The following is a 23,576-nucleotide window of genomic DNA, read 5'->3' as shown; positions in this document are numbered from 1 at the left end:
CGTCTCCCGCCGCCGCCTCCTCGGCACCGCGAGCGCCGTGGGAGCCGCCGGACTAGCGCTCGGCGCGGCAGGCGGAGCCGCCGCCTCCGCCGCCGGCCGGAGCGAGCCCGCCCCCGTCACCGCGCTGATCACCGTCGGAACGGACACCGTCGCCTTCCACGGCACCCACCAGCCGGGTATCACCACCCCGCTGCACGCGCGCGGCCACCTCGTCGCCTTCGACCTGGCACCCGGAGCGGGACGCAAGGAAGCGAGCGCGCTGCTGCGCCGCTGGTCCGCCACGGCCCGCGCCCTGATGGCCGGCGAACCGGCCGCCGGACACGACACCGGCGTCGCCCTCGACGCCGGCCCGTCCTCCCTCACCGTCACCTTCGGCTTCGGCCGTACCTTCTTCGACCGTACGAACCTGACCGGCCGCAGGCCCTCCGCGCTCGACCCGCTCCCTCCGTTCTCCTCCGACCACCTCGACAAGGGGCGCAGCGACGGCGACCTCTGGATCCAGATCGGCGCCAACGACGCGCTGGTCGCCTTCCACGCGCTGCGCGCGCTCCAGAAGGACGCGGGCGCCGCCGCCCGGGTCCGGTGGCAGATGAACGGCTTCAACCGCACCCCCGGCGCGACCCCGCACCCCATGACGGCCCGCAACCTCATGGGCCAGCTCGACGGCACCGCCAACCCCAAACCGTCCGAGCCCGACTTCGACGGGCGCGTCTTCGTGCCCTCCACCCCCGCCGCCGGCGCCGCCACCTCCGAGGACACCGCCTGGATGGCGGGCGGCTCCTACGCCGTCGTCCGGCGCATCCGCATGCTCCTCGACAACTGGGAGCAGCTCTCCCTCCACCAACAGGAACAGGTCATCGGCCGCCGCAAGGCCGACGGCGCCCCCCTCACCGGCGGGACCGAGAGCACCAAGCTCGCCCTCGACACCGTCGGCCCCGACGGCAAGCTCGTCATCCCCGGCAACGCGCACGCGCGCATCTCCGCCCCCGAGGCGAACGGCGGAGCCGCCATGCTGCGCCGCCCCTTCTCCTTCCACGACGGGATCGGCCCGGACGGAACGCCGGACGCGGGGCTGCTCTTCGTCTGCTGGCAGGCCGATCCGCTCAAGGGATTCGTACCCGTGCAGCGCAAGCTCGACCGCGGCGACGCGCTTTCGGCGTACATCCGCCACGAGGCGAGCGGACTGTTCGCGGTGCCGGGCGGGGCGGGCGAGGGCGAGTACGTGGGGCAGCGTCTCCTGGAGGCCTAGGCCTGGGGCTGGGGCTGGGCCTGCGTACACGTCACGTCCCTGGGCCCGGGCCTTGGGCCGCGTACACGTCCGCTCAAGGGTGTGATCCCGGAGCGGGCACCTCCACCGGCCTATTAGGGTGACCGTATGTCGGCCACGCGCTACACGTATCTCGGCCCCGAGGGCACCTTCACCGAGGCCGCCCTCCGTACGCTCCCGGAAGCCGCCACGCGCGAGCTGATCCCGATGGTGTCCGTACCGGCGGCCCTCGACGCGGTACGGAACGGGGACGCCGCGGCCGCGCTCGTACCGATCGAGAACTCGGTCGAGGGCGGGGTCACGGCCACGCTCGACGAACTCGCCTCCGGCGAACCGCTGATGATCTACCGCGAGGTGCTGCTCCCGATCGCCTTCGCGCTGCTCGTACGGCCCGGCACGGAACTTTCCGAGGTGAAGACGGTGACCGGTCATCCGGTCGCCCAGCCCCAGGTGCGCAACTGGCTGCGGACCCATCTGCCGGACGCGTTGTGGGAGTCGGCGGCGTCGAACGCGGACGGCGCGCGGCTGGTGCAGGAGGGGCGCTTCGACGCGGCGTTCGCCGGTGAGTTCGCGGCGGCGACGTACGGGCTGACGCCGCTGGTCACCGAGATCCACGACGCGGAGAACGCCGAGACGCGGTTCGTGCTGGTGGGCCGGCCCGCGCGGCCCGCGTCGCCGACCGGGGCCGACAAGACCTCGGTCGTCATCTGGCTGGGCGACGACCGCCCCGGCGCGCTGCTCGAACTGCTCCAGGAGTTCGCGGTACGGGGGGTCAACCTGATGCTGATCCAGTCGCGGCCGACGGGCGCGGGCATCGGCAACTACTGCTTCGCCGTGGACGCCGAGGGGCACATCGCGGACCGGCGGGTGGGGGAGGCGCTGATGGGGCTCAAGCGGATCTGCCCCAAGGTGCGGTTCCTGGGGTCGTATCCCCGGGCGGGGGTGTCGGCGGCCGACGCGGGGCAGGTGCGGCCCGGCACCTCGGACGCCGAGTTCATCGAGGCGGCGGACTGGCTGGCGCGCAGCCAGGACGGCCGGACCTGAGCGCGTAGGCCGCGACCGGCCCGCGTGCGGCTCGGGCCTGCGCATCCTTCCCAGCCTGTGGATGCAGACCAAAGTTATCCACAGGCTTGCTTCTCGACCTGGGGACAAGTCGATAACTCAACCCGGCACAGTCGACAAATCACCCCAGTCACCCCACTCCCGTCCACAGGGCGCCAGGTCGCCCGTGTCACCCCAATTCCCGTGACCAACTCGTCAGGGCGAGCCATTCCCACCCGAATGAGTGTGTGAAGTGGGTTTGAGCGGGGAATTCTCCGGCCTGCACACGGGCCCCGGAACGATCGCTTCCGCCATCCACAGAACTCCCACACAGCCTGTGGATAACTTTATCGGTAACACACAGCCCACTGTGGACAACTCAACGCGGTCGCCGCCCCCAAGTCCCCTTCTCCACAAGGACGGTGAGTCAAGGCGGCGAGGCCCGACTGCCCCTTTCCGGGGAATTGGATCACTTTCATTGACGCGAGGCGAATGCCCTCCACGATGCTCTCCAAGATCACCCCCACTTCACCACCGCGCACTTTTCCCAATTCGCACAATTCACGCAAGCCGGACAAAGGGACGCGCGTGTCGATATCGAGTGGGGTGGTGTCGGTGCGCACCGGTAGCCTTGTGGGGTGATTGACCTTCGCCTGCTCCGTGAGGACCCCGACCGTGTCCGCGCCTCCCAGCGCGCCCGTGGAGAGGACGTCGCACTCGTCGACGCCCTGCTCTCCGCCGATGAGCGGCGCAGGTCGTCCGGCCTCCGCTTCGACGAGCTGCGCTCCGAGCAGAAGTCGCTCGGCAAGCTGATCCCCAAGGCCTCGCCCGAGGAGAAGACCGAGCTGCTCAGGAAGGCCGAGCAGCTCAAGTCCGACGTCAAGGCCGCCGATGTCGCGCAGCACGAGGCCGACGACGAGGCCAAGCGGCTGCTGCTCCAGCTGGGCAACGTGGTGCACCCCGACGTCCCGGTGGGCGGCGAGGAGGACTTCGTCGTCCTGGAGACGCACGGCACGATCCGCGACTTCGCCGCGGAGGGCTTCGAGCCCAAGGACCACCTGGAGCTGGGCGAGTCGCTGGGCGCCATCGACGTCGAGCGGGGCGCCAAGGTGTCCGGCTCGCGCTTCTACTACCTCACGGGGATCGGCGCGCTGCTGGAGCTCGCTCTGGTGAACGCGTCGATCGCGCAGGCGACGGAGGCCGGCCTCGTCCCGATGCTCACGCCCGCGCTGGTGCGGCCGCGCGCGATGGAGGGCACCGGCTTCCTCGGCCAGGCCGCGGAGAACGTGTACCACCTGGAGAAGGACGACTACTACCTGGTCGGTACGTCGGAAGTCCCGCTCGCCGCGTACCACATGGACGAGATCATCGAGGCCGGCAAGCTGCCGCTGCGCTACGCGGGCTTCTCGCCGTGCTTCCGCCGCGAGGCGGGGACGTACGGCAAGGACACCCGGGGCATCTTCCGGGTCCACCAGTTCGACAAGGTCGAGATGTTCTCGTACGTCGACCCGGCGGACGCGGAGGCCGAGCACCAGCGGCTGCTGGACTGGGAGAAGCAGTGGCTGAGCGCTCTCGGGCTGCCCTTCCAGGTGATCGACGTGGCCTCGGGCGATCTGGGTGCCTCCGCTTCGCGGAAGTTCGACTGCGAGGCGTGGATCCCCACGCAGGGCAAGTACCGCGAGTTGACGTCGGCGTCCAACTGTGACGGCTTCCAGGCCCGCCGGCTGTCCATCCGGATGCGGGACGGCAAGCAGGTCAAGCCGCTGTCGACGCTGAACGGCACGCTGTGCGCCGTACCGCGCACGATCGTGGCGCTGCTGGAGAACCACCAGCAGGCGGACGGTTCGGTGTGGGTCCCCGAGGTGCTCCGTCCGTACCTGGGCGGGCGTGAGGTTCTGGAGCCGGTCGCCAAGTGAGCGCCGCCGCCTCTTCGGCTTCTTCGGCCTCCCCGGCCGGCGACTCCGCCCGTACGGGTACGGGGGCGCCGTTCCCGTACAAGCTGGTGGCGACCGACCTCGACGGCACGCTGCTGCGTGAGGATGCCACGGTCTCCCCGCGCACCCGTGAGGCGCTCGCCGCGGTGACCGCGGCGGGCGCCGCCCACATCATCGTGACGGGGCGTGCCGTGCCGTGGACACGGCGCATCCTGGACGACCTCGGGTACGACGGTCTGGCGGTGTGCGGTCAGGGCGCGCAGGTCTATCACGCGGGTGAGCACAGGCTGTTGACGTCGGTGACGCTGGACCGGCAGGTGGCCGGGGCGGCGCTGGCCAAGATCGAGGCGGAGGTCGGCCCGCTGGCGCTGGCCGTGAGCCAGGACGGCCTGGACGGTGAGGTGCTGTTCGGCCCCGGCTACCGGGTGCACGACGGGCCGCTCGCCTCGGTGGCCGAGAACGACCCGGTGAAGATGTTCGCGGCGCCGTTGAACAAGGTGTACATCCAGCATCCCGAGCTGGACGACGACGAGTTGACGCGGATCGCGCGGGCGGCGGTCGGCGGCATGGTCGCGGTGGTGATGGCGGGCGCCGGTGTGGTGGAGATCCTGCCGCTGGGGCTGAGCAAGGCCACGGGGCTGTCGCTGGCGGCGCGCCGGCTGGGCGTGAAGGCGGCGGACACGATCGCGTTCGGCGACATGCCGAACGACATCGCGATGTTCGGCTGGGCGCGGCACGGCGTGGCGATGGCCAACGCGCACCAGGAGTTGAAGGCCGTGGCCGACGAGGTCACGGCGTCGAACGAGGACGACGGCATCGCGGTGGTGCTGGAGAAGCTGCTGCTCCAGGGCTGAGTCTTCCTCAGGCCGGAACTTCGCAGATCCGCGGCGCCTTGTCGGTACGTGGCATTTTCCGGGCCTTTGTGCGGAGGATGCGCGGATCGAACGCGCGCGGGGGGTGGGTACCCCGACGACGGCTTAGCAAGCCGCTGCCTTACCACTCGGCCAATCCTCCGGGAAGGGCGGCCCGCGCGTGTGCGCGCTCGAAGCGGCCGCCCCGGGCAGCGTGTCGGCGGCTGCGCGGAGCAGATGATGGCTACTCCGGAGCCTGCGCGACGCTGCCCTGGTGGGAACTCGACGGACTGCAACTCCCCGTCATCGCCGCGCTCCTCTCCCGGTCCTGTGGTGGTGCTCCAACACGCTCCACTGTGCCCGGCGGGCCGGTTCGGCGCCACCGAATTACGGGCGGTACGAGGCAGGCGGTGAGCCTGAGCGGTGAGCGCTGAGCCCGTACGTACGATGCGGCGGCCCGTGCCCGCCGCCCGGCGGACGAGTGTTCCCGCGAAGGCGGACAGGCACGGGCCTCCTACCGTATCAGCGGCGCCTGCGGCCTCGGCGCAGATCCCTCAGCTCGTGCATGACGTCGTCGACCCTGCCGTCGATGCGCTTGATGTCGTCGGACATGGCGCACAGCCGGTGGCTGATCGCCGCCACCACCTTGTTGGTGGCGTCCAGTCGCCGGTCCAGGTGGTCGAGCCGGACGGACATCCGGTTCAGGACGGGACCCACCTCCTGGAGGGCGACCCCGACTCCGCCGAGGCAGACCTCGACGTTGGTCAGGCGCCGGTCCAGGGAGGCGTACCCCTCGCGCCAGCCCTCCTCGGCGTCGAGGAGGTACGTACGGACGCACCGGGCGATGTCGCTGTCGCGAAGCAGCATGGCCATGTTGAGGGCGGAACGGCGCGTGTAGAGGGTCAGGCTGGAGCGCCTCTGTGGATAACTTCCGCCGCTTCCCGATGAGAGTGACATGTTGTCACTATGAAAGCTCCGCAGGTCAGAGCCTCGCATCACTCGCATCCCGTTCTCCGCGAGTTCCGCGCGGTGCCGCGCCGTCAACTGCCTGATGACGTCTGTGGATACTTCGAAGTACCGGGCCGCGTCCTCTGTGCGGATGTGAATTCCATCCGGGAGCATGACAAGAGCCTTGACCTTGTCGAGGGCGTCGACCCGCCCCAGGTGCTCGGCGCGCATGGTGCGCGATTCGAGCAAGGCGACTTCCGATGGCATGGAGATGCCTTCCGTTCGTGAAACCGATGATGGTCGGCCCTCTCCCCGGGCTTCAGGGGCGGAGGTCGGCTCACGGTGCTTACTCACTCAATGACCGGTGTGGCCCTCGACCCTTCACCGGCAATCCTCAGATTCACGAACGCTCGACGTCACGAACTCCAGTTGCCTCCACGCAACCTGGACAACGAGCCGATAAGCGTACAGTTACGCCGCAACCCCCGCCCATCGGGCAGGGGTTGCGTCACACGCGGCGGTTCGCCTGCTTCGGGGTGCGTCCGGCCTCGGCTACTCGTCGCCCGCCAGCGTCAGCGTGCGGAGCTTCTGGCCCGCGTACCAGGTCGCGGCCACGGTGACGACCGCCAGGAGGGCCACCGCCGTCGGGAGTTTCACGTCCGAGGTGATGATGCCGTCGCCGCCGATCTTCTGCGCCAGCGCCAGCGCCCACTGCTGGACGCTCAGGGTGCGGGCGCCCGCCACCAGACTGCCGAAGAGGGTCTCCCAGACCAGCGCGTACACCAGTCCGATGACGACCGCGTGCCGGCTGACCGTACCGAGCAGCAGGAACAGCGCGCTGTACGCGATCGAGGCGACGAGCGCCGCGACGGTGTAGGCGACGGCGATCTGCTGGCCGTTGCCGTTCAGGATGTAGCCCGCGATGAACGTGGGGATGGCGGAGAAGGCCATGGTCACGGCGATCGCCACGATCAGCTTGGTGAAGATGATCGTGGGCCGCTTGAGCGGCTTGGCGAGCAGGTAGACGATCGAGCCGTCGTCGATCTCCGGGCCGATCGCTCCCGTACCCGCGATCACGCCGATCAGCGGCACCATCGTGGCGATGGCGAAACCGCCCAGCACGTCCGACGCGACCTGGTCGTCCGCGCCGCTGAAGGCGCGGACGGCGATCGCGATGACGATCAGCAGGGCGGGCAGGACGAAGAGGATCGCGGCCCGGCGCCGGCCGAGCAGGGCCCGGTAGGTGAGCCGGGCGACTGTGGGGTCGTACATGACGTCACAGCTCCTTTCTGGGCGCTCAGGCCGTTACGAGGTAGGAGAAGACCGACTCGAGGGATTCGTCCGAGGGCGAGACCGTGAGCAGCCGGATGGAGTGCTCACGGGCGACCCGCGGCAGCAGAGCCGTGAAGCGGCTGAAGTCGACCGCCTGGATGCGCAGCGCGCCCTCGGCGAGGTCCACCTCGATGCCGGCCGTCGACGGGTCGGCGATGAGCGCGGCGGCGAGCGCGCGGTCGTCGCTGGACCGTACGAGATAGCGGTGCGGCCGGTCGGTCATCAGCCGGCGGATCTTGCGGAAGTCACCGCTCGCGGCGTGCCGTCCCGCCACGATCACCTCGATGTGCGAGGCGAGTTGCTCGACCTCTTCAAGGATGTGGGACGAGAAGAGGACGGTGCGGCCCGTGGCGCCCATACGCCGCAGCAGATCCATCAGCTGCATGCGCTGGCGCGGGTCCATCCCGTTGAACGGCTCGTCGAGCAGCAGCACCGCCGGGTCGTGGACCAGCGCGGACGCCATTTTCACGCGCTGGCGCATGCCTTTGCTGTACGTCGCGATCTTGCGGTCCTGCGCGTACTCCATCTCGACCGTGGCGAGCGCGGTGTGGGCCGCTTTCGCGCCCAGGCCGTGCAGTTCGGCGTTGGCGACGACAAATTCGAGGCCGGTGAGGAAGTCGTACATCGCCTCGCGCTCGGGCACGATCCCGATCTGCCGGTACACGGACTCGTTGCGCCAGATCGGCGCGCCGTCGAGCGTGACCGTTCCCGTGGAGGGGGCGAGGAAACCACCCATCATGTTGATGAGGGTGGACTTCCCGGCACCGTTGGGGCCGAGCAGTCCGGTCACGCCGGGGCCGACGGTCATGGTCACGTCGTTGACGGCGACCACGTTCCCGAACCAGCGGGAGGCGTGCTCGATGTTGATGGTGGTCACAGCCCGACCTTCCGGTAACGGCGCATGAGGACGGCGTACGAGCCGGCGATGAGCGCGAGGACGACCAGCAGGTAGAGCACGCCGAGGCCGGCCGAGGGGCCCACGCCGCCGGGGAAGCTGGAGGAGGCGCCCAGGAACGCGGTCTGCACGCCGTCGATGAGGGTGACCGGCGAGAAGAGGCCGAGCCACTTGGCCGCGCCGTCCGAGCCCGTCCCTACGGCGATGCCCTGGACCGTGCTGACGGCGCCGTACGTGATGGTCAGGGTCGCGATCACGGCGGCGACGCCGAACCCGCGGCGCGGGGTGAACGCGGCCATCACCAGGCCGAGTCCGCCGAAGAGGAGGGAGAGCAGCGCCACCGATACCAGCCCCTGTCCGAATCCCTTGGTCTGGTCGGCGAAGTCCATCTTCGCGAGCAGGGAACCCGCGTAGAGGATGACGAGCGGCGACGCGGTCAGGACGAAGAGCGCCGAGGCCATCGCGCCGTACTTGGCGAGGACGTAGTCGACGCGCTCGATGGGGCGTGAGAAGTAGAGAGGGACCGTCTTGAACCGCAGGTCGCGGGAGACGGACTGGGGGGCCTGCGACGCGAGATAGAGGCCGATGACGGCCTGGGTGAAGATCGCGTAGCGCGTGTAGTCGAGCGGCAGGCTCTTGAGGTTGGTCGCAATGGCGACCGCCACGATGATCCCCGCGGGCAGGCACATCACCGCGAAGAGGATCATGGGCAGGACCTTGGACTTGGCCGAGCGGCCGAGGCCGTACGAGCCCCGCAGGGACTGCGAGTAGAGGGAGCGGCGGGCGTACGCGCGGCCCAGCCGGGCGCCTTCGTAGGTGCGGTAGCCGATGTTGTGGATACGGGTGGTGTCGGCCCCCAGGGGGGTGCCGGCGGGGGCTTCGGTCTCAGCGCTCATCTCCGTCTCCTCCCTTCTGGAGTACGTACTGCTCGTCGTCGGCGGCGGCTGCTGTCGCGGGAACGACGGCTCCCGCGTGTGCGGCGGATTCCGTCCCGGCGGGATCCGTCCCGGCAGGGTCCGTCCTGCCTGGGTCCGTCCCGGCGGGGTCCGCTGTTCCGGCCGCCTGGGGGCGGAAGACCTCCGCGATGTGGTGGCGGCGCTGTTCCATCCGTACGAGGCCGAGCCCGAGGTCGGCGACGGTGTCGCGGACGACGTCGTACGTCTCCTCCCCCGCGGCCTCGACCAGCAGGATGTGCCCGGCGCCCGGCAGCCCCTCCTCCATGCCCGCGTGGAGCGTCAGCCCCGCCGCGGTGAGGTGCTCGCGGAGGGTCCGCGTGCCGTCGGGGTGGGTGTCCGTGTCGGTGACCTCGACGGCGAGGGTCGTGGTGATCTGGGTGAAGTCGCTGGTGGAGCTGGAGCGCAGCAGCTTCCCGCCGTCGATGACGACGACGTGGTCACAGGTGCGTTCGAGCTCGCCCAGGAGGTGCGAGGTCACCAGGACGGAGATGCCGAAGTCGCTGTAGACCCGGCGGATCAGGCCGAGCATCTCGTCCCGGCCGACCGGGTCGAGGCCGTTGGTGGGCTCATCCAGGAGGACGAGTTGGGGGTCGTGGACCAAGGCCTGCGCGAGTTTGACGCGCTGCTTCATGCCGGTCGAGTAGCCGCCGATGGGGCGGTACCGCTCCTCGTAGAGACCGACGTGGCGCAGCGTGTCCGCCGTGCGCTCGCGGGCCGCCGTCGGGGGGAGTCCGGACATGCGCGCCATGTGGACGACGAACTCGGTGGCCGAGACGTCCGGTGGCAGGCAGTCGTGCTCGGGCATGTACCCGACGCGCTCCCGGATGGCGGCGCCACTGGTGGCGACGTCGAGCCCGAGCACCGCGGCCCGGCCTTCCGTGGCGGGGGACAGACCCAGCAGGATCTTGATCATGGTGGACTTGCCGGCTCCGTTGGCGCCCACCAGGCCGGTCACGCCGGGTCCGATGTCCAGGGAGAGCCGGTCAAGCGCGGTTACCCGAGGGAACCTTTTGCTCAGACCTTCAGTCGCGATCACAGTCACACTCCGAAGGTAGTGGCGCGGACCACAGGGGTCGTCAGACCTGACGGCTGTATCGGCCTCCCCCTCGAGATGTACGGAACCCGTAAGGGCGTGCGGGTCGGGCCGGCCGCCCCGCTCCTTCCACCCGCTTTTCACCCGCACCCCCGACCAGTTTCCACAGGTAACCCCACCGGCCTTGACGTAGCCGCCGGGGATTGTCACATTCGGCAGTGTCACAGTCCGAATACACACAGCGACGTGGGGCGGGGTGCGGGTGGGGAGCGGGAGCACGTGCGGGGGCGAGGGCAAGGACGGATGCGGAAGCGAGGACAGGTGCGGAAGCGGGGGCGCGGGCGCTCGACCGGCGGATCGGTCGCCGAGCGCGAAGGATTCCGGCGGACGCAGCGTCTGGCGTACGCGTGCGCGGAGGAGGTGGCGGCGCGGCTGCGGCCGGGGGTGACCGAGCGTGAGGCCGCGCGGATGCTGCGGCGGTGGCTGGAGGTCCGCGGTGTCCGGGACTGGTTCCATCTGCCCTTCGCGTGGTTCGGGGACCGTACGGCGTTCACGGGCTTCCGGATACCGCTCCAGTTCTTCCCCACCGGCCGCCGGCTGGAGGAGGGGATGCCGTTCATCCTCGATCTGGCGCCGGTGTACGGCGGGTTCCCGGCGGACGTCGGCTTCTCGGGGCGGATCGGTGAGAACGCCCTGCACGACAAGCTCCTCGATGATCTCCGCGCGCACCGTGAGTTGATCCTGCGCGAGGTGCGCGAGCGGCGCACGCTGCGCGCGATCTACCAGGACGTGGACCGGCTGATGGTCGAGCAGGGGTACGCCAACCGTCACCGGGCGTATCCGTTCGGCGTCATCGCCCACACGGTGGACCGGGTCGAGGAACGCCGCTGGTCCCCGCGTGTGTTCGGCTTCGGCACCCAGGCGCTCAAGGGGCTGGCGAGCGATGCCGTGCGCGGGCACCGGGAGGGCTGGTCGCCGCTGTGGAGCCCGTACGGCTTCTCGGATCATCCGCCGGCCCCGGGGATGTGGGCGGTCGAACCCCACCTCGGATTCCGTGGTACGGGGGCGAAGTTCGAGGAGATCCTGGTGGTCACCGACTCGGCCGATCCGGAACAGAGCGCGTTCTGGCTGGACGACGATCTGCCGCATGTGCGGCGCTGGGAGACGAGGTATGAGCAACGACGGTACGAGCGACGGCGGCAGGCATGACGGCGGTACGAGCGGCGGCGGTACGGGTGACGGCGGCAGGCGTGCGGACGGGCTCGGGGACGTGCGGGAGCGGCGGGTCAGGACCGGCGGGATCGAGCTGAGTGTGGCCGAGTCGGGCGACGCGGCGCGGCCGACGGTCGTGCTCGTCCACGGCTACCCGGACAGCAAGGAGGTCTGGTCGGAGGTCGCCGTACGGCTCGCGGAGGACTTCCATGTGGTGCTGTACGACGTGCGGGGGCACGGCCGGTCGACGGCGCCGGTTCCGCTGCGCGGTGGTTTCACGCTGGAGAAGCTCACGGACGACTTCCTGGCGGTGGCCGACGCGGTGAGCCCCGGCCGGCCGGTCCACCTGGTCGGGCACGACTGGGGGTCCGTGCAGTCCTGGGAGTTCGTGACCGTGGCGCGGACCGAGGGCCGTGTCGCGTCGTTCACCTCGGTGTCGGGACCGTCCCTGGACCACCTGGGGCACTGGATCGCTGAACGGGCGTCGCGGCCGACCCCCCGTGGGGCGGCTCAACTCCTGGGCCAGGGCGCCAAGTCCTGGTATGTCTACGCCCTGCACACGCCCGCGCTGCCGGAGCTGGCCTGGCGGGGGCCTCTCGGCCGGCGGTGGCCCGCGATCCTGCGGCGGATGGAGAAGGCCCCCGAGGGAGCGGCCCCGTATCCGACGGCCTCACTCCCCCAGGACGCGGCGCACGGTGCCTGGCTCTACCGGGACAACGTGCGGGCCCGGCTGCGCGGGCCCCGTACGGACGCCTACGCGCACGTCCCCGTCCAGCTGATCACGCCGACCGACGACGTCTTCCTGTCGGAGCGGCTCTACGACGATCTGGACCGGTGGGCCCCGGATCTCCTACGGCGCTCGCTGCCCGGCAAGCACTGGGTGCCGCGCACCCGTCCGGCTCAGCTGGCCTCCTGGATCGGTGAGTTCGTCACCCGTCATGAGGACCGCGCGGGAGGCGGGCAGCCGGACGGGGCCGGGGCGGCGGGGGCGGCCCGGGAGACCCCTGCGGCTTCGACGGCCCGGGAGACCTCAAGGGCTTCCGTAGTCCGACCGGCTCCGGCGGCCAGGGCGGTCGGCCTGTACGCGCGGCGCTTCGGCGGCCGGCTCGTGCTGATCACGGGCGCGGCGAGTGGGATCGGCAGGGCCACGGCCTTCGCCTTCGCCGAGGCGGGCGCCCGGGTGGTGGCGGTCGACCGGGACGCCGAAGGGGCGGCCAGGACGGCGGAGTTGGCCCGGCTGATCGGTGCGCCGGAGGCCTGGGCGGAGCAGACCGACGTCAGCGACGGCGAGGCGATGGAGAAGCTCGCCGAGAGGGTCGCCACGGAGTACGGGATCGTCGACGTCCTGGTGAACAACGCCGGGATAGGGCTGTCGGGCTCGTTCCTCGACACCTCGGCCGAGGACTGGAAGCAGGTCCTGGACGTCAACCTCTGGGGTGTCCTCCACGGCTGCCGGCTCTTCGGCCGCCAGATGGTGGAGCGCGGACGGGGCGGCCATATCGTCAACACCGCGTCCGCCGCCGCCTATCAGCCCTCGAAGGCGCTGTCCGCGTACTGCACGTCCAAGGCGGCCGTGCTGATGCTCAGCGAATGCCTGCGGGCGGAGCTGGGTGCGCAGGGGATCGGCGTCTCCGCGATCTGCCCCGGCTTCGTCAACACCGGGATCACCTCCACCGCGCGTTTCACGGGTGTCTCCGCCGAGGAGGAGTCGCGGCGCAGGAAGAAGGCGGCGCGGCTGTACGGGCTGCGCGACTATCCGCCGGAGAAGGTCGCGGACGCGGTGCTGCGCGCGGTGGTCCGTAACCAGGCCGTGGTGCCGGTCACCCCGGAGGCCCGCGGGGGACGGCTCCTGTCCCGGGTCGCGTCCGGGGCGCTGCGCGCGGTCGCACGGGTGGAGCCACCGCTGTGAACGCCGGCCACCACGAGAGGCGGGAGACGTCCGGGGACGCCGGGGAGCGCGAGGGATCCCGGGAGCGCGAGGACTCGGGGGAACGGGACGAGTCCGGGGAGCGCGACGAGCAGTACGCGATCGTGCCCCGCCGGGTGTCGTTCGACTGGCGGCGGACGCCACTGCACTGGATACCGGACGAACCGACGGCCACCCATGTCATCAACGTCCTGCACCTGTTGCTGCCGGCGGGGGAGCGGTGGTTCGTCCGGGTCTTCAAGGAGGCGCTGCCCCTGGTCACCGACCCGCGACTGCTCAAGGACGTCAGGGGCTTCATGGGCCAGGAGGCCACGCACAGCGTGCAGCACTCGCACGTGCTGGACCACCTGGCGGAGCAGAAGCTGGACACCGGCGCGTACACCCGCCAGGTGGACTACCTCTTCGAGCGGCTGCTCGGTGAGCGACCGCCCTGGGGCATCCCTTTCCCCGCCGGGAAATGGCTGCTCTACCGGCTGGCGTTCGTCGCCGCGATCGAGCAGTTCACGGCGGTTCTCGGCGACTGGATCCTGCGCGCGGACGCGCTGGACCGGGCCGGTGCCGACGGGACGATGCTGGATCTGCTGCGCTGGCACGGCGCGGAGGAGGTCGAGCACCGGGCGGTGGCGTTCGACCTGTACCAGCACTGCGGCGGCCCCGAACCCCTGCGGTACGTACGCAGGGTGGGGACGATGGCGGTCACCGCGCCCATGCTGCTGTGGCTGTGGACCCGGGGGGCCGCCTATCTGATCCGGCACGATCCGCAGCTCGCGGGCCGGCTGCGTTACACGCCGCTCACGCACAACAAAGGCGTCAGGAAGGGGCTGTTGCCCCCCTGGCGTGAACTCGCCGCCGCGGTACCCCGCTACCTCCGGCGGTCGTACCACCCCTCGAAGGAGGGGTCGCTGGGCCTGGCCGTCGCCTATCTCGCGTCCTCGCCCGCGGCCCGTGCGGCCACCGGGGCGGCGGGCGGCCCGGCGCCGGGGAAGGAGGCGTGAGCGCGGAGTACCGGATAGAGGGGCTGGCGCGGGCGAGCGGTGCCACGGTCCGTACGATCCGCGGCTACCTGGACCGCGGGCTGCTGCCCCGGCCGGAGCGGCGCGGCCGGGCCAACGTGTACGGGGACGCGCACCTCGCCCGGCTGCGGGAGATCGCCGACCTGCTGGACCGGGGCTATTCGCTGGCCGCCATCAAGGAGTTGCGGGAGGCGTGGGACACGGGGCGTGGCCTGGGCGGGGTGCTCGGGCTGGTCGCCGAGGTGGACGGACCGTGGACGGACGAGGAGGCGGCCAGGATCTCTCGGGCGGAGCTGGACGAGCGGTTCGGGGGCGAACCGGACGACCGCGCGGTCGCCGAGGCGCTGGAACTGGGCGTCCTGGAGCGGGTTCCCGGGCGCGACGACCTCTTCCTCGTACCGAGTCCCCAGGAGCTGTCCGTGGCGGCCGAGTTGTACGCGGCCGGTGTCCCGCTCCCCGCGATGTCCGGCCATCTCCGGGAGCTTCGCGGTCAGGTCGAGCGGATCGCCGACCGTTTTGTGGAGTTCACCACCGAGCACGTCTTCGCCCGGTATCCCGGCCACCGGCCGCCGACGGAGGGGGAGGCGACGGAGGCCGCCGCGCTCGTACGGCGTCTGCGGCCGCTCGCCCAGCGGTCCGTGGACGCGGAACTGGCGCGCGCCATGCGGCCGTTCGCGAGCCGCCACCTCAGGCGGCGGCTCGCGGCGGAGGGGACGCCTCCGGAGCCCGTCGAGACCGGGGAGGTGGCCCTGCCCGTCAACACGATCCGGGCCGTGGAGGCGCTGGTTGGCGCGGCGAACGCGGCGGCCTTCATCACGGCGGCCGCCGAACGGGAGCTTCAGGCACGGGCCTTGGACGCGCTCGCCCCAACCACACGACAAAGCAGCGATATTCCCCAAATAGGCTAAACGGAAGGCTCGTTGTCCACAGCATCGTCATATTGCCTGTGGATAAGTCGAGTTGGCTGTGGATCAAACCTGTGGATCGAAAGGGGTTCAAATGATTGGCGCGGCGGACCGGTCGACCGGCACGCTGTTCGGATGACCGGAGTATCCGATGAACGACGCACCGTGAAGGTGTCCAAGTACCTCTCGAAGCACCTGCGCCACCAGCCCGAGCGGATCGGCATCACCCTCGACACGAACGGCTGGGTGGCGATCGACGACCTGCTCCACGCCGCCGCCGCGCACGGCTTCCGGATGAGCCGCGCGGACCTGGACCACGCCGTGGCCGTCAACGACAAGCGGCGCTTCACGGTCGACGGCGACCGGATCCGGGCCAACCAGGGCCACACCGTCGCCGTCGACCTGGAACTGGCGCCGGCCGAGCCGCCCGCGTACCTCTACCACGGCACCGCTCCTCACAGCCTGGAGGCGATCCGCGCCGAGGGCCTGCGCCGCATGCGCCGCCACCACGTCCACCTCTCGGCCGACCGGGAGACGGCCACCCGGGTCGGCGCCCGCCGCGGCCGTCCCGTCGTGCTGGCGGTGGACGCGGGGGCGATGCACCGCGCGGGCCTGGTCTTCCACGTGAGCGCGAACGGAGTCTGGCTCACCGACTCCGTACCGCCCCGCTTCCTCCGCCTCCCCGGCTAGCGGGCGCGCCCGAAGCGGCGACGGCCGGCGAGCCACGGCCGGCCGAGCCGCGACTACCGGCCGAGCTGCGCCGGTGCCTCCGTGGCGATCCGCTCGAACACCCGCGGGTCCACGGCGAAGTCCGTGTCGGCGACGGGCTGGTGGATCACGATCTCCGTGATCCCGAGCTCGGCGTGCCGGCCGGCGAAGTCCACGAAGGCGTCGACGGATTGCAGGGGCCCGGTCCGGTCCGGGGTGAAGCCGGTGAGCAGGATCTTCTCCACCCCGGCCACCTCCCGCCCGATCTCCGCGCAGGCCTTCCCCAGCCGGTCGACCTGCCCGCGGATCGCGTCACGCGACTCCTCCGGCGTCCCCGTCTCGTACAGCTTCGGATCGCCGGTCGTCACCCACGCCTGCCCGTACCGCGCCGCGAGCCTCATCCCCCGCGGACCGGTCGCGGCCACCGCGAACGGCAGCCGGGGGCGCTGCACACACCCCGGGATGTCCCGCGCCTCGGACGCGGAGTAGAAGGTGCCGTCGTACGTCACGGAGTCCTCGGACAGCAGCCGGTCCAGCAGCGCCACGAACTCGGCGAACCGGTCGGCACGCTCCCGGGGCGACCACGGCTCCTGCCCCAGCACCGTGGCGTCGAAGCCCGTACCGCCCGCGCCGACGCCCAGCGTGATCCGGCCCTCCGACACGTCGTCCAGCGAGAGGAGGTCCTTGGCGAACGGGACCGGATGCCGGAAGTTCGGCGAGGTCACCAACGTGCCCAGCCGCATCCGTGAGGTGGCGGCGGCGGCGGCCGTCAGGGTGGGCACCGCGCCGAACCACGGGCCGTCGCGGAACGGCACCCGCCACGACAGATGGTCGTAGGTGTAGGCGGCGTCGAACCCCAGCTCCTCGGCCCGCCGCCACACCTCCCGTCCTTCGGTCCAGCGGTGGATCGGCAGAATCACTGTGCTCAGGCGCAAACTCATGGAGCCGAGCCTACGGTCCGCGTCGCGCAAGCCGCCGCCCCCTGTGTTGCGGGCGTTGTCGCCCCGGGGGAGGGTGGGACTGAGCGCGCCCGGGGCTTGTCCCTCGTGCGCAGGCACAGGGTGCCAGGCGCGGTCCGCCGAAAGGGTGGAGCGTCATGAGGATGATGATGACCGCACGACTGGACACCGCGATGGCGAACCAGGCCGTCTCCGACGGGACGCTGCCCAAGATCATCGAGGGCGTTGTCGAACAACTCGAACCCGAGGCGGCCTACTTCATGGACCGCGAAGGTGACCGTTCCTTTCTGCTCGTCTTCGACATGAAGGACGCCTCCGAGATCCCGCCGACCGTGGAGCCGCTGTTCCACACCGGCGCCAAGGTGTCTCTCCAGCCCGTCATGAACCTGGACGACCTCCGGACCGGTCTGTCCGCGTTCGGTCAGTAGGGCGCGACCCGGCACCGGTCGGCGGTCAGCGGTCAGCGGTCAGCGGTCAGCGCATGTGGCCGATGGTCGTCTCCACCTCGGCCACCAGGGCGCCCGCCGTCTCCCCCTCCTGTGCGGCCAGTTCGTCCCGGAGGGCCGTCAGGCGGGCGAGAGCCGCGTCCTGCTGGTCCAGGGCCCGTTCGCTCCATGCCGCGCGGGTCAGGCACTGGACGCGCGAGTCCAGCGCGTCCTCACCGAGCCCCGCGTAGAGAGACGCGGCCCGTTCCCACAGGGCTATCGCCTCTCGCTGTACGGCCGTGTCGGCGGCGGTGGGAGCTTCCGGCTCCTCGCTGTCCGCCAGCCCCTCCTCGGTGCCGTCCTCCTCGTCCGCGCCGTCGTAGTCGTAGTCGTAGAGCTGCTCCATCACCAGGTCGGCGAGCTGCTGCCAGGTCTGCGCGCGTTCGTAGCGGAGTCCGGGTTCCCCGGCGCCGTCCAGAACGTCCGCCGCCTCTTCCATCAACTTCCGCGCGCGGGGCACCGTCGTGGTCACGGAGACGCTGTTGTCCTGGACCATCAGCCACGCCAGGGAGCGCAGCACCCGCACCTCGGCCACCGGGTTGCCGCCGGTCCGCCGCCACAGCTCCAGCGCCCGGCCGTACGCGGCCTCCGCCTCGGTACGCAGGCCCGCGGCGGCCAGCCCCTCGGCGGCGAGCTGCGCGAAGTGCGCCTGCGCTCCCGGGTCGTCCCAGCCCTTCGCGGTCTCGGCGGCCAGCAGGTACTGCTCGGACGCCCCGCGGGGGTCGCGCAGCTCCCGCAGCAGGTTACCCAGGGTCTCGCGGGCCTGGACGGCGACGTGATCGCCGTGCTCCAGCAGGTCGGGCAGGGCCGACTGGAGAACCTCGGCGGCCTCGGCGGTGCGCCCGGCCGCGCCGTACGCCCTGGCCAGGACGAGCCGTGCCGTGGCTCCGCCGGCCGCGCCGAGCCCCGCCTGGTCGAACCAGTGCGCCGCGTCGAGCGCGTACCCCGCCGTCTCCTCCGCCCGCTCGCCGCGGCGCAGCAGGATGTCGGCCAGCGTGAGACGTACGGCGCCCTGCTCCTCGGGGTCGGTCAGCTCCCCGGCGTGGCCGACGGCGGCGCGCGCGGTCGCCTCCGCGTCCTCCGCCCGGCCCCGCGCGAACAGCAGGGCCGCGCGGCGGGCGAGTGGTTCCACGGCGTCCCACGGACGCCCTGCCGCGACGCTCCGGCCCGCCGCCGAGTCGAACAGCCGCTCGGCGCGCGCCTCCTCGCCCTCCCCCAGGGCGAGCCCGGCCAGCATCATCTCGGCACCGGCGACGAGGTCCTGGACTCCGTCGACCCCGTCCGTACGGTCGATGAAGCCGGCCAGGTCCCCTGCCAGTCCGCCGTCCGTACGGTCCGTCGCGTCGGTACCGTCCGCACGGTCCGCCCCGTCCGTACGGTCCGCCTCGTCGGCCTTCTTGGCGCGGAGGTGGGCCTCGATCCGGATCCGGGTGAAGTCGACGGTGGCGATCCTGCGCGGCCGCGCCTCGTCCGATGCGTCCAGCGCCCGCGCGGACGCGGCCGCCGCGGCCAACAGCTCGCGCGCCTCCTCCGGGCCGGCCCCGAACTGGACCGCCGAGGTGGCCGCGTACAGCTCGGCGAGGACGGCGCGTCCCGGCTGCCCGCTCGCCCGGTAGGCATCCAGGGCCTCCGTGAACAGCGCGCGGGCGCGCGGGTCACCGGCCCGCGACGCGTGCAGGGCACGCCGCTCCAGCAGGTCGGCGGCGAGCTGGGGATCGGGCTCCGCGCCCGTGGTGTCGATCCGGTGCGCGACGCGGTCCCACAGCTGGGTCGCGCCCGGATGCCCCTGCGCCCTCAGGGCCCGCGCCCGCCCGACCAGCTCGGCCAGCTCCCCGGCCTCGGCCGACTCGTCGGCCCCCGCCGTCTCGCCTGCCTCGGCCGCGCCGACCGCACCAGCCCCGCCGGCCCGTACGGAGAGACCATCCCCCGCCCCAGCCACCGCCACCGGCAACACCGGACTGCGCACCCCGAGCGGCAGCGCGTCCGTCAACGGCCGCCGCGCCAGGCGCTCCGCCAGCCGCCCCGAGACATGACCCGAGCCGTTCCGGACGTCGAAGCGCCCGACGATCGCCGACACCTGCCCGTACAGCAGGTCGGCCAGCTCGCGCACCGTACGGCCGACGCCCTCGTACGGAACCGCCGGACGGTCGCCGTGCCCGAGGTCCGTCAGCCGGCGCAGCAGGACGAGGATCCCGCCGTTGAACTCCAGCTGCGCGTCGGCGTCGGCGAGCGGTCCCAGGTGCGCGGTGTGCTCGGAGAGGATCTCCAGACCGCGCGATTCGTTGCCGGTCAGGGCGCAGAACTCGATGTGCTCGCCGACCGCGCGCAGAAGGCTCTCGTTGCCCCGCGCCATGCGGTATCCCCGCAAGTGGTGGGAGCGCGCCTCGTCGGCGCGCCCCAGCCGGACCAGGGGCAGCAGGGAGTGGGCGAGCACCCGGTGGGGCTCCTCCATGCACGTCTTCCGCCCGGCCAGGACGGGCTCCCAGACCTCGACCGCCCTGGCGTCGTCCTCCCGGTCCACCCAGTAGCGTCCCTGGTTGCTGAGCTCGCAGGCGTGGCAGTCGCTCATCCGGTCGCGTTCGGCGGCCGCCCAGGCGCTCATGGCCCGGTCCGCGCGCCCGGTGTCGCCGAGGGAGTCGGCGAGGATGAACTCCGCCTGCCGTACGGCCCGTTCGCTGTGGCCCGCCAGGCGGTAGCGGCGCTCCATCTCGGTGAGCCAGCGCTCGACCGCGTCGAGGGGGATGTCGGGCGACTCGACGATGTTGCCCGTGACCCATTTGAAGCGCCAGTACAGGCCGTGCACCTCGTGGGCGGCGAAGACCGACGGGTCGCGGTCGTACTCCTGGAGGAGACGCGCGAAGGGCACCATCATCTTCGTCCGCTCGGCGCTGTATTCGTACGCGTCGATGAGGGCGGTCAGCGCCCGGCGGAACAGAGGCCGGTCGCCCGACGCCTCGGCCGCCGCCGACAGCGCCTCGGCGTGTGCGATGCGCGCGGCGCCGTGCGGGGCGGAGGCGTTCTCGGCGAGGCCGCGCTCGATCTCGCCGGGGGTCAGCGCGGTCACTTCGGGTCCTCCTCGGAGGCGGCCTGCTCAGGGGTGGTGGCCTGCGGGGTGCCGGCCTGCGGGGTGCTGGGGTGCGTCGCCCATTCGAGGAGCCCGAGGAAGGCGCGGTTGAGCAACGTGGTGTCGTGGGGGCGCAGCGGGCGCTGCGACATCAACAGGGCCTGTCCGTAGAGGGACTCGACGGCGAGGCCGGTCAGCTCGGTGTCGGGCAGCGCGGCGACGCGCCGGATCAGCGGGTTGTTGTGGTTGAGGACGAGCCGCGCGCGCGGCGCCGCCCCCCGCAGCGCCCCGAGGATGTCGCCCCACAGCGCGTCGGCGCCTTCCTGGGCGGTCACCCGGTCCCGTTCGTGCCGGGCCTGGCGGTCGTCGAGGAACAACGCGGGCACCGTGACCGGCTGGAACGCGCGCAGCGCGACGTCGCAGCCCAGCGGCGAGAGCCGCGCGCGGGCGGTCGCGAGGAACGAGGCGAGAGCCAGCTCGGCCGTGGTCCCGACCGCGTCGAGGCGGTCCGTCACCGCGCCCGCGTCCAGTTCCGTGACCCGGATCCCGGGCCGGACCGCGGGGAGCAGGGCGAGCAGATCGGCGTCGTACGTGTATCCGGCGTTGACGACGCCCAGGCCGTGCGCCGCCGCGATGGGGGCGATCTGGCGGAACTCCTCGACGGTCCTGGTGAAGTGGATCTCGCCGTGCGCGGCGGCGAACTCGTCCAGACCGACCTGCCCGTCGCTGGTCTCGAACGGCAGCCAGGGCAGCATCAGGTCGAGCAGCTCGGCGTCGTGCCGGGCGAGGGACTTCACCCCGAGGTGATGGACGCTCAGGAAGGCGGCGAGCCGCTCCGGTTCGCCCGCGGCGAGGCCGGTGAGCCAGTCGCGGATCCGCGCGCCGAGCGCGTCCCTGACGGCGGCGAGGGTCTCGTCGTCGTACAGATTCTCCCGGGAGGCGGTGGGCCGCAGCGTGTCGGTGTCCAGGACCGCGCGGACGAAGAACGCCCATTCCGGGAGCAGGTTGTCCGCGTGGTCCGTGAGCAGCATGCCCTTGAGATGGACGCGGTGCCCCGCCCGGTGCGCGGGGCTGGTCGCCTCCGGCAGGACGTACGCCACTCCGCGCACCCCCGCGACGGGCAGGTCCAGGTCGATGGTGTCGAGCGGCGAGAACCCGAACACGCGCGCGCAGTGCCCGGCGAGGGCGACCCGGCGCGCGCCCGGCGTGGGATGGGGGCGGTCCCAGACGGCGGGGCGGTCGGTGACCGGGCGCTCGTTGCCCGCGTCGTCGGCGAAGGTGATGTCGTACGGCAGCAAGGAGCCGAAGTCGCAGGCCAGTTCCTCGACGCGCGCGGGAGCCGTCCACTCCTCCGCGCCGGGGCGCGGCTCCAGATGGACGGTGGTGCCGGGCTCGGGACGTGCCTCGTCGGGCAGGACACGGACGGTGTACGAACCGTCGTCGCTCGCGAGCCATTCGACCGGCGGGGCGTCGGGCGTACGCGCGGAACGCGTGACGACCCGGATCTGCCGGGCGACCACGAAGCAGGCGAGCAGGCCGATGCCGAACTGGCCCAGGAATTCCCGGCGGGCGCTCTCCAGGCCGTGCTCGCCCCCGCGCTTGGAGCTGCGGCCGATGGTGGCGAGCAGGGTGTGGACCTCGTCGGCGGTCAGGCCGATGCCGCTGTCCTCGATGGAGACCTGGCCGCCGTCGGCGGCGAGCCGGATCCGGACGACGGCGGCGGGGTCGTGGGCACGGCGCGCGGTGACGGCGTCCACCGCGTTCTGGAGCAGTTCGCGCACGTAGACCCGCGGGCTGGAGTACAGGTGGTGGGAGAGCAGATCGACCAGACCACGCAGGTCGACCTGAAAGGTGTTGACGGCGGGATCGGGGATTCCGGCCCGGGCGGTGGACGTCATGGGGCAGCACCTCGCGTGCTCGCATACGGGAGTTGACGATCGCGAGGTCCCCCCTCACAGATCGCGAAGCAACAACCAGCCTAGGGCCGGCCACTGACAATCCCGGTGGAATTTCTCCCGCCCCGCAGCACACCCGGCGTCGGCCCCACAGCACACCCGGCGTCCCGCCCGACGCCCTGCCAGGGCCGCCCCAGGCGCGGCGCGCGGCACTCACATGTGCGCCCCTCCGCACGCCCGTGCACCTTCGTACGGGAGAATGGCCGCGTGACCTCCACTGACGACTCCCCGCTCCCCGCCCGGCCCCGGCTGATCGCCACCGATCTCGACGGCACCCTGCTGCACGACGAGAAGACCGTCTCGGACCGTACGATCGCCGCGCTGGCCGCCGCGGAGCGGGCCGGCATCGAGGTCTTCTTCGTCACGGGCCGGCCCGCCCGGTGGATGGACGTCGTCAGGGAGTATGTGCACGGCCACGGCCTGGCGATCTGCGCGAACGGCGCGGCCGTCGTCGACCTGCGCGCCGGCGGAGAGCTGCTCCGTGTCCGTCCGCTGGACCGTGCGACCGCGCTCGGCGTCGTACGGGCCCTGCGCGACGCGGCGCCCGGCACGACCTTCGCGATCGAGCTGAGCACCGGCATCCACTACGAACCGGACTACCCCGCCTTCCACCTGGACCCGGGCGCGAGTGTCGCCACCGCCGAGAAGCTCCTGCGCGAGGACGATCCGGACGCGGCCGCCCCCGTACTGAAGGTGCTCGCCCACCACCCCGACCTGACCCCGGACGGCTTCCTGACGGCGGCCAGGACGGCCGCGGGCGGCCTCGCGTCCATCACCCGCTCCAGCCCCACCGCGCTGCTGGAGATCAGCGCCCTGGGCGTGAGCAAGGCCAGCACCCTGGCGCTGTGCTGCGCCGAGCGTGGCATCTCCTCGGACGAGGTCGTCGCGTTCGGGGACATGCCGAACGACCTGGAGATGCTGACCTGGGCCGGTACGTCGTACGCGATGGGCAACGCCCACCCCGACGTGCTGGCCGCCGCCTCGGGACACACCCTCACCAACAACGAGGACGGCGTCGCGGTCGTCATCGAACAGATCCTGGCCCGCCTCTGACAGAGCCACCGGCGCCCCTGCCCCCGGCCGCCGAACGG

Annotated in this window: 19 protein-coding genes and 1 tRNA gene; 11 read left to right on the top strand and 9 right to left on the bottom strand. The window is 71.8% G+C overall.

From position 1 onward, the window contains the following. The first annotated feature begins 37 nt into the window (after nucleotides 1-37). The 4 genes from efeB to ACIODU_RS02980 all read left to right on the top strand — a co-directional run bounded on the left by efeB (nucleotide 38) and on the right by ACIODU_RS02980 (nucleotide 5,096). Nucleotides 38-1,249, top strand: coding sequence for an iron uptake transporter deferrochelatase/peroxidase subunit (gene efeB / locus ACIODU_RS02995; RefSeq protein WP_401763527.1), 1,212 nt, complete (start codon nucleotides 38-40; stop codon nucleotides 1,247-1,249). Between the two features lie 126 nt (nucleotides 1,250-1,375). Further along, nucleotides 1,376-2,311: a prephenate dehydratase gene (pheA, locus tag ACIODU_RS02990; RefSeq protein WP_356418024.1), complete on the top strand. Its 936-nt coding sequence runs from the start codon at nucleotides 1,376-1,378 to the stop codon at nucleotides 2,309-2,311. 635 nt (nucleotides 2,312-2,946) lie between these two features. Continuing rightward, a complete protein-coding gene (serS, locus tag ACIODU_RS02985) occupies nucleotides 2,947-4,224 on the top strand; it encodes a serine--tRNA ligase (RefSeq protein ID WP_356418026.1) in 1,278 nt (425 codons plus the stop codon). 83 nt (nucleotides 4,225-4,307) lie between these two features. Further along, nucleotides 4,308-5,096: an HAD family hydrolase gene (locus ACIODU_RS02980; RefSeq protein WP_401763525.1), complete on the top strand. Its 789-nt coding sequence runs from the start codon at nucleotides 4,308-4,310 to the stop codon at nucleotides 5,094-5,096. 71 nt (nucleotides 5,097-5,167) lie between these two features. Here ACIODU_RS02980 and ACIODU_RS02975 read toward each other — a convergent pair. The 6 genes from ACIODU_RS02975 to ACIODU_RS02950 form a co-directional block, all read right to left on the bottom strand. Then, nucleotides 5,168-5,256: transfer RNA gene (locus ACIODU_RS02975), tRNA-Ser, on the bottom strand. Between the two features lie 359 nt (nucleotides 5,257-5,615). Then, on the bottom strand, nucleotides 5,616-6,308 hold the full coding sequence (locus ACIODU_RS02970; RefSeq protein WP_401763159.1) for a hypothetical protein: 693 nt from the start codon (nucleotides 6,306-6,308) through the stop codon (nucleotides 5,616-5,618). Nucleotides 6,309-6,593: 285 nt separating this feature from the next. After that, complete coding sequence (locus ACIODU_RS02965) at nucleotides 6,594-7,313, bottom strand: ABC transporter permease subunit (RefSeq protein WP_356418030.1); 720 nt, start codon at nucleotides 7,311-7,313, stop codon at nucleotides 6,594-6,596. Nucleotides 7,314-7,338: 25 nt separating this feature from the next. After that, nucleotides 7,339-8,250 (bottom strand): ABC transporter ATP-binding protein, encoded by a 912-nt coding sequence (locus ACIODU_RS02960; RefSeq protein WP_401763157.1) that lies wholly within the window; start codon nucleotides 8,248-8,250, stop codon nucleotides 7,339-7,341. After that, complete coding sequence (locus ACIODU_RS02955) at nucleotides 8,247-9,164, bottom strand: ABC transporter permease (RefSeq protein ID WP_356418034.1); 918 nt, start codon at nucleotides 9,162-9,164, stop codon at nucleotides 8,247-8,249. The genes ACIODU_RS02960 and ACIODU_RS02955 overlap by 4 nt, the downstream gene beginning before the upstream one ends. Next, the gene (locus ACIODU_RS02950; RefSeq protein ID WP_356418780.1) at nucleotides 9,154-10,260 is read right to left on the bottom strand and encodes an ABC transporter ATP-binding protein; all 1,107 of its coding nucleotides are present in this window, start codon (nucleotides 10,258-10,260) and stop codon (nucleotides 9,154-9,156) included. Before ACIODU_RS02950 ends, ACIODU_RS02955 begins: the two co-directional genes overlap by 11 nt. Nucleotides 10,261-10,560: 300 nt before the next feature. Between ACIODU_RS02950 and ACIODU_RS02945 the strand changes: the two genes are divergently transcribed. The 5 genes from ACIODU_RS02945 to ACIODU_RS02925 all read left to right on the top strand — a co-directional run bounded on the left by ACIODU_RS02945 (nucleotide 10,561) and on the right by ACIODU_RS02925 (nucleotide 16,004). Next, a complete protein-coding gene (locus ACIODU_RS02945) occupies nucleotides 10,561-11,466 on the top strand; it encodes a M24 family metallopeptidase (protein ID WP_401763154.1) in 906 nt (301 codons plus the stop codon). Next, nucleotides 11,429-13,378: an SDR family oxidoreductase gene (locus ACIODU_RS02940; protein WP_401763151.1), complete on the top strand. Its 1,950-nt coding sequence runs from the start codon at nucleotides 11,429-11,431 to the stop codon at nucleotides 13,376-13,378. The genes ACIODU_RS02945 and ACIODU_RS02940 overlap by 38 nt, the downstream gene beginning before the upstream one ends. 119 nt (nucleotides 13,379-13,497) lie before the next feature. Next, nucleotides 13,498-14,391 (top strand): metal-dependent hydrolase, encoded by an 894-nt coding sequence (locus ACIODU_RS02935; RefSeq protein ID WP_401763522.1) that lies wholly within the window; start codon nucleotides 13,498-13,500, stop codon nucleotides 14,389-14,391. After that, nucleotides 14,388-15,317, top strand: coding sequence for a MerR family transcriptional regulator (locus ACIODU_RS02930; protein ID WP_401763148.1), 930 nt, complete (start codon nucleotides 14,388-14,390; stop codon nucleotides 15,315-15,317). The genes ACIODU_RS02935 and ACIODU_RS02930 overlap by 4 nt, the downstream gene beginning before the upstream one ends. A 132-nt stretch (nucleotides 15,318-15,449) precedes the next feature. Further along, a complete protein-coding gene (locus tag ACIODU_RS02925) occupies nucleotides 15,450-16,004 on the top strand; it encodes an RNA 2'-phosphotransferase (protein ID WP_356418044.1) in 555 nt (184 codons plus the stop codon). Nucleotides 16,005-16,057: 53 nt separating this feature from the next. On the opposite strand, the gene ACIODU_RS02920 is transcribed toward ACIODU_RS02925, so the two are convergent. After that, entirely contained in the window at nucleotides 16,058-16,963 is a 906-nt protein-coding gene (locus tag ACIODU_RS02920) for an LLM class flavin-dependent oxidoreductase (RefSeq protein WP_401763145.1), read from the bottom strand. Nucleotides 16,964-17,130: 167 nt separating this feature from the next. Between ACIODU_RS02920 and ACIODU_RS02915 the strand changes: the two genes are divergently transcribed. Further along, the gene (locus ACIODU_RS02915; protein ID WP_345943988.1) at nucleotides 17,131-17,409 is read left to right on the top strand and encodes a hypothetical protein; all 279 of its coding nucleotides are present in this window, start codon (nucleotides 17,131-17,133) and stop codon (nucleotides 17,407-17,409) included. 46 nt (nucleotides 17,410-17,455) lie between these two features. Here the strand turns inward: ACIODU_RS02915 and ACIODU_RS02910 are convergent, their stop codons facing one another. Then, the gene (locus ACIODU_RS02910; protein ID WP_401763143.1) at nucleotides 17,456-20,530 is read right to left on the bottom strand and encodes a tetratricopeptide repeat protein; all 3,075 of its coding nucleotides are present in this window, start codon (nucleotides 20,528-20,530) and stop codon (nucleotides 17,456-17,458) included. Then, nucleotides 20,527-22,428, bottom strand: a complete 1,902-nt coding sequence (locus tag ACIODU_RS02905; protein WP_401763141.1) for an HSP90 family protein — start codon at nucleotides 22,426-22,428, stop codon at nucleotides 20,527-20,529. Before ACIODU_RS02905 ends, ACIODU_RS02910 begins: the two co-directional genes overlap by 4 nt. A 264-nt stretch (nucleotides 22,429-22,692) precedes the next feature. Here ACIODU_RS02905 and ACIODU_RS02900 point away from each other — a divergent pair, with 264 nt between their 5' ends. Beyond that, nucleotides 22,693-23,538, top strand: a complete 846-nt coding sequence (locus ACIODU_RS02900) for a Cof-type HAD-IIB family hydrolase (RefSeq protein ID WP_401763139.1) — start codon at nucleotides 22,693-22,695, stop codon at nucleotides 23,536-23,538. Nucleotides 23,539-23,576 lie beyond the last annotated feature (38 nt).

It is taken from the genome of Streptomyces sp. NPDC088261 (genome assembly GCF_044740805.1).
In the GTDB taxonomy this organism is placed as follows: Bacteria; Actinomycetota; Actinomycetes; order Streptomycetales; family Streptomycetaceae; genus Streptomyces.
Note: the sequence above shows the minus strand (reverse complement) of the source record. Positions and strands in the feature narration are given on the sequence as shown.